Here is a 5,454-nt window from a genome sequence, read left to right on the forward strand (position 1 = left end):
GCTCTGTTCGGCAATTCGCTCGGCGCCAACATGTTCATGCTTGGCTTCGCCTTCCAGCATGGCGGCCTGCCGCTTTCGGCTGAAGCCGTTGAAAAGGCGATAGAATTGAACGGCGAAGCGGTGGCGATGAATATCGCCGCTTTCCGCTGGGGCCGCCGCGCCGCGCATCAGCCCGACTTCGTACGTGGCCTGGTCGCTCAGACCGGCAGGCCTGCGCCCAAACTGGCCGAGACGCTGGACGATGTCATCGCCCGCCGGGTCGCCTTCCTCACCGCCTACCAGAACGCCGCCTACGCCAGGCGCTACGCCGACCGCGTGGCGACGTTGCGCGCCGCCGAGGCGAAGGCGATTCCAGGCTCGACGGTGGTGACTGAAGCGGCGGCGAAAAACCTCTTCAAGCTGATGGCGATCAAGGACGAGTATGAGGTGGCGCGGCTCTACACCGACGGCACTTTCGCCGCCGACCTCGCCAAGCAGTTCCAGAGCTACGAGAGGCTTGAATTCCATCTCGCGCCGCCGATCCTCGGCCGCCGCGGCAATGACGGCAAGCCCAGGAAATCGAGCTTCGGCCAGTGGATGATGAAGGGCTTTCGACTGCTGGCGGCGATGAAGGGCCTGCGCGGCACCGCCTTCGACCTCTTCGGCTACACGGCCGAGCGGCGCATGGAGCGGCAAGCGTTGAGGGAATACGAAGCCGATCTCGACCTCATCGCCGGCGCGCTGGCGCCGGGCAGGGTGGAGGCCGCGACCGCCCTGGCCTCCGTGCCGGCATTGATCCGCGGCTACGGCCATGTCCGGCAGGCCAGCGCCGCGAAGGCGGCGGGCGAGCGCTCGCGCTTGATCGAGCGTCTGGCCCAGGCTCCGGCGGAGCCGACGCTTCGCGCCGCCGAGTGACCGCGCCGGCGCATTGACGGCGCGCCAGAACTCCCGGATTCCCTGGTCTGTCCCGCCTGCTGCAACCCTCCGCAACCGGGGTTGAACGCCGTTCTAAGCCTTTCTTAAGGCGGGTGTGGCATGACAAGGCGTAGCGTTGGGCCAGCGGCATGGGTAGAACAAAGACCGAGAACATCCCGGCGGATGTCTATATCCAGTTCGTGCGGGCATTGTTCGACAACGCCGGCATGGTTGCGATCGGCGGCGTCTGCTACTGGATTCTCGGGTTCATGGTCTACCTGCGTACGCAGGATCTGCTTTATCTGACGTTGGCTTTCGTTCTGCTATCGGCCAGCCTCTGGCGGTACTTCAGCATCCGAGGCTTCCATAGAGCGGGCGGCACCATAGCAAGTGTCGCAGAGGCAGAAGCGATAGAGCGCAATTACATTCTCAAAGGCAGCGCGCAGGGCCTCGCATTGGGGTCATTCTGCTTCGTGTCGATCTACCTGCGTCCTGACCAATTTGCTGAACTGGCGTCGGTGTCGTTGTCGTTGACGACCCTGGTAACGGTTGTCGGACGAAGCTACGGGTCCATGCGCATGGTCCAGATTTTTTCCTTGACCCTCGTCGGGCCCGCGGCTCTTGCGCTCATCCTGCGCATGGATATGGCTTCTGTCGTCCTCGGCTTGATGATCTTCCCGTTGACGTTCGTCACCATCAACAGCGCCGACCATGTCCGCAACGTGCTCTTCTCCGCCGTCATCGGCCACAAGCAGGCCGGGAACCTGACGCGCCGGTTCGATCGCGCGCTCAACACCATGTCGCATGGCCTGGTCATGCTGGGGCCCGACGGGCGGGTTGCGGTGGCCAATGCCGAAGCCGCCCGCCTGATGTCGCTGAGATCGGGCGATGCCTTGCTCGGACGCTCGATCCACGGCCTTTTGATGCGGGGCGTCGCCGGCGGCATGCTGGCGCCGAAAGACTGCCGCTACATCGAGGCGCAGCTGACGCGCGCCCTGCGCGAAGGCCGCGACCGCAAGGTGCTCGTTTCGCTGGCCAATGGTCAGCATTACGAATTCTCCGCCCGCGAAGGCAGCCAGGAACTGGGCGTCATCACCTTCGAAGACGTGACGGTGCGCGTCGAGGCGGAAGAAAAGATACGCTTCATGGCGCGCTACGACAATCTGACGGGCCTGCCGAACCGCGCCTATTTCCACGAGCTGGTCCGTGAGGCCATGGCCTCCGGCGAGCAGGATCGGCTCTGCGGCCTCGCGGTGCTCGATCTCGACGACTTCAAGAGCGTCAACGACACACTCGGCCATCCGGTCGGCGACGGGCTGATCTACGCCGTGGCCGAGCGTCTCGCGGCGATTGCCGGACCGGGCATCACGGTCAGCCGCTTCGGCGGCGACGAGTTCATGATCTTCTTCGACCGCGTCGAGGACGAGAGCCATCTCGGCACCCTGCTCGATCGGATCTTCGCGGACCTGCAGGGCGAGGTGGACGTCGCCGGCCACGGCTTGCGCATCCAGGCCAGCGGCGGCGCGGTGCTGTCCAAGGTCAAGGACACCGAGGTTGATGCAATGATCGTCAAGGCCGACCTTGCCCTCTACAAGGCCAAGGAACTTGGCAAGAACAGCTGGCGGCTGTTTGAGGCGGCCATGGACGCCGCGTTCCGCAATCGCCAGCTGATGAAGGCCGATCTGCGCAATGCCGTGCAGGCCAAGGATCTGCGCGTGGTCTATCAGCCGATCGTCTCCATCAGCACCATGCGCATCGCCAGTTGCGAGGCGCTCTGCCGCTGGGACCATCCCGACCTCGGCCCAATCTCGCCCGGCGTCTTCATCCCCTTGGCGGAAGAGATGGGCATCGTTTCCGACATCAGCACCTTCGTGCTGGAGGCCGCCTGCGCCGAATGCGCCAAATGGCCGGCGCAGACCAGTGTGTCGGTGAACTTGTCGGCCAAGGATTTCCGCAGCCGCGACATCGTCCAGAAGGTCAGGGACGCCTTGGCCAAGTCGGGCCTTGCGGCGCACCGGCTCGAAATCGAGGTCACCGAGACCGCCTTGCTCGATGACAAATCGCTGACGCGCGAATCGATCGAGGACTTGAAGGCGCTTGGCGTGCGCATCGCGCTTGACGATTTCGGCACCGGCTACTCCAGTCTGAGCTATCTCCACAAGCTGCCGCTCGATAAGATCAAGATCGACCGCTCTTTCCTGGTCGATATGAACCAGAACCGGCAGTCGCTCGATCTGCTGAAGGGCATCGTCAGCCTGTCGCGGACATTGGGCCTTTCAGTCACCATCGAAGGGGTCGAGACCTTCGAGCAGCTGAAGACGCTGGTTCATCTGGTCAAACCGGACTTCGTGCAAGGCTTTCTGTTCGGCGCCGCGCTCAGCGCGTCGGGCATCGAGACGATGTCGAGCGTCACCTGGCCATTTGCCGCGGACCTGCATATCGCCGGCAAACGAACGGCCAGCTGACCGGATTTCCGGGCAAAGCGCAAAACGGCTTCCACTTCGCAGAATTACGACCCGTATTGAGGACCCGCCAAATATATTGGCCGCTCAGGACAAGTGTAGGCTGGGCGTGCCTCGGCGCTTTCGAAGCTCTGAATTCGAAATGACTTCGTCGATTATAACCGGTTGGCATTAGAGGGTCGCTCGCGTCGGGATTTGCTTTTCTCGCGCATGATCAGCGAAATTGGGCGACCGGCATTAAGGTTAACAAGAGGTAAATCAGCAATATCGAATTTTCAGCTTGTGTCTCATTTCAACTCGAATAGCCTTGGTCGCAGGCGGAATTCGAGGAATGACAATGGATGCTGCGAGGAAGAGTGCGTCGGCCGACGCCAGCGCGAGGATGGACTCCGCGCTCAACCGGTCGATGATGGAACTGCTGGATCATGTCGAATATCGCCTCATCACGGGGGGTGAAGATCAGGAGGCGATCTATCGGCTCCGCTACAATTCCTATCGGCGCTCAGGTATGTGTGGTCCGATCGCGAGCGGGATGTTCGAGGATCGCTGGGATAATCTACCCAACGCCTATCGGTTCGGTGTCTATTGCTATGACCAATTGGTCAGCACATTGCGTTTCCATTATATTACCAGCGCGCAGCCATACTCGCCTTCGGTCGATGCCTATCCCGAAGTCTTGCTTCCACGGCTCGCCCGCGGCGAAACCTTCATTGACGGAACCCGCTTCGCGGCCGACCCCGACAGCGCGCCGGCGCCGGGGGTGCTGCCTTTTCTGACGCTCAGGATCGCCATGGTCGCCTCCTGCTACTTCGGTCAGGACTCGGTGCTGACGCCGGTCAAGATGGAGCATTCCTCTTTTTACGTTCGTTACTTTCAGGCCGTGCAGAGGACAGAGGCTAAAGCATTTCCGGGCGTTCTTCCCCCGCTCGCACTGTTCGAAATACCGGCGGGCGAAAACATGCGCCTGACGCTCAAACGATTGCCGTTCTTCAGATCGACGCCGATGGAGCAGCGGCTGATGTTCGGCAATCCGGCCATCAACCGGCTGACGCCCCTCTCGATCGTGCCGACGGCGAAATACTATCGCGCCGCTGCCTGAACGCGGGCCATGAACCTTCTGCCGGCTGCGGCGTTAGCAAGCAATTCCAGGAAAGTGTGAGCGGTCTTCCGGCCGGAATTGCATCACGACAAGCTCCGCACCCGTCTGACGGGCGATCGCCTGTCGAATGAAAGGATTGCGACATGACCATTCATTCAATCGCGCTGACGCCGCTGATCTCGCTGATCGCCGGCGTGCTGATCCTGGTGATGCCGCGGCTCCTCAACTACATCGTCGCGCTTTACCTGATCGTCGTCGGCCTGCTCGGCCTTTTTCCCCAACTCGCCGGCTGAAGTCCCCCCTAGCCGCGCGGGCGAGGGCGCGCCGTTCAATTTCAACTTTCATTTGAGGCTGTTGTCGCAGGCTGTGCGGCAATAGCGCCATTGCTCTTGGTTCGGCTTTTCGCTATGTGCCTCAAAGGCATTTTCGAAGGGGTACTTCCATGGCTGATCACACGCCCGCCGGTCCGGTCGAGCTTGGCGCGCAGATGGACTATGCCGAGCACGACCGCACCTACAAGGCCTTCCTCGGCCTTGCCAAATACGGCTCGCTGGTCTGCGCCGCCATCCTCATCGCCATGGCCTTCGGCTTCTTCGTCGGCGGCTTCTTCTCAGGCCTCATCGTGTTCATCCTGATCACGGCCATCGGCACTCTCATTCTGCGGTAGACTTCCCAAGCCCATCGCCCTCGACGTCGCCGGACGTCCGGCCGACGCCTTGCGTAATCAAGGTTTCAGCCGAAAGGAACGTCCGGTGGGACAAATAGTGTTCATCCCTCGTGAGCTTGACCCGAACGAGCCGCGCGTCGCGGCCTCGCCGGAAACGGTCAAACGTCTGGCTGGTCTCGGCTTCGACGTGATCCTCGAGAAGGGCGCCGGTCTCGGCTCCCGCATCCCCGACCAGGATTTTGCCGCGGTGGGTGCCACGATCGGCAAGGCTGCCGACGCGTCAAAGGCCGACGTGGTGCTGAAAGTGCGCCGGCCCACGGATGCCGAGCTGA

5 protein-coding genes and 1 pseudogene are annotated in these 5,454 nt (G+C 62.2%); all 6 read left to right on the forward strand.

Annotation, left to right across the window (positions count from 1 at the left end):
• The coding region (locus EOA24_RS26090; RefSeq protein ID WP_189354224.1) for a DUF6537 domain-containing protein at window positions 1-894 on the forward strand (894 nt) is incomplete at its 5' end.
• 149 nt (window positions 895-1,043) lie between these two features.
• Window positions 1,044-3,359: an EAL domain-containing protein gene (locus tag EOA24_RS26095; protein WP_126079868.1), complete on the forward strand. Its 2,316-nt coding sequence runs from the start codon at window positions 1,044-1,046 to the stop codon at window positions 3,357-3,359.
• A gap of 334 nt (window positions 3,360-3,693) precedes the next feature.
• Entirely contained in the window at window positions 3,694-4,455 is a 762-nt protein-coding gene (locus EOA24_RS26100; RefSeq protein ID WP_042645176.1) for a hypothetical protein, read from the forward strand.
• 143 nt (window positions 4,456-4,598) lie between these two features.
• A complete protein-coding gene (locus tag EOA24_RS26105) occupies window positions 4,599-4,748 on the forward strand; it encodes a DUF3096 domain-containing protein (protein ID WP_082056395.1) in 150 nt (49 codons plus the stop codon).
• Window positions 4,749-4,897: 149 nt separating this feature from the next.
• A complete protein-coding gene (locus EOA24_RS26110) occupies window positions 4,898-5,122 on the forward strand; it encodes an aa3-type cytochrome c oxidase subunit IV (RefSeq protein WP_042645175.1) in 225 nt (74 codons plus the stop codon).
• A gap of 85 nt (window positions 5,123-5,207) precedes the next feature.
• Window positions 5,208-5,454: pseudogene (locus EOA24_RS26115) on the forward strand (NAD(P)(+) transhydrogenase (Re/Si-specific) subunit alpha); the annotation flags it as partial.

The organism is Mesorhizobium sp. M2A.F.Ca.ET.039.01.1.1 (genome assembly GCF_003998035.1).
GTDB lineage: Bacteria > Pseudomonadota > Alphaproteobacteria > Rhizobiales > Rhizobiaceae > Mesorhizobium.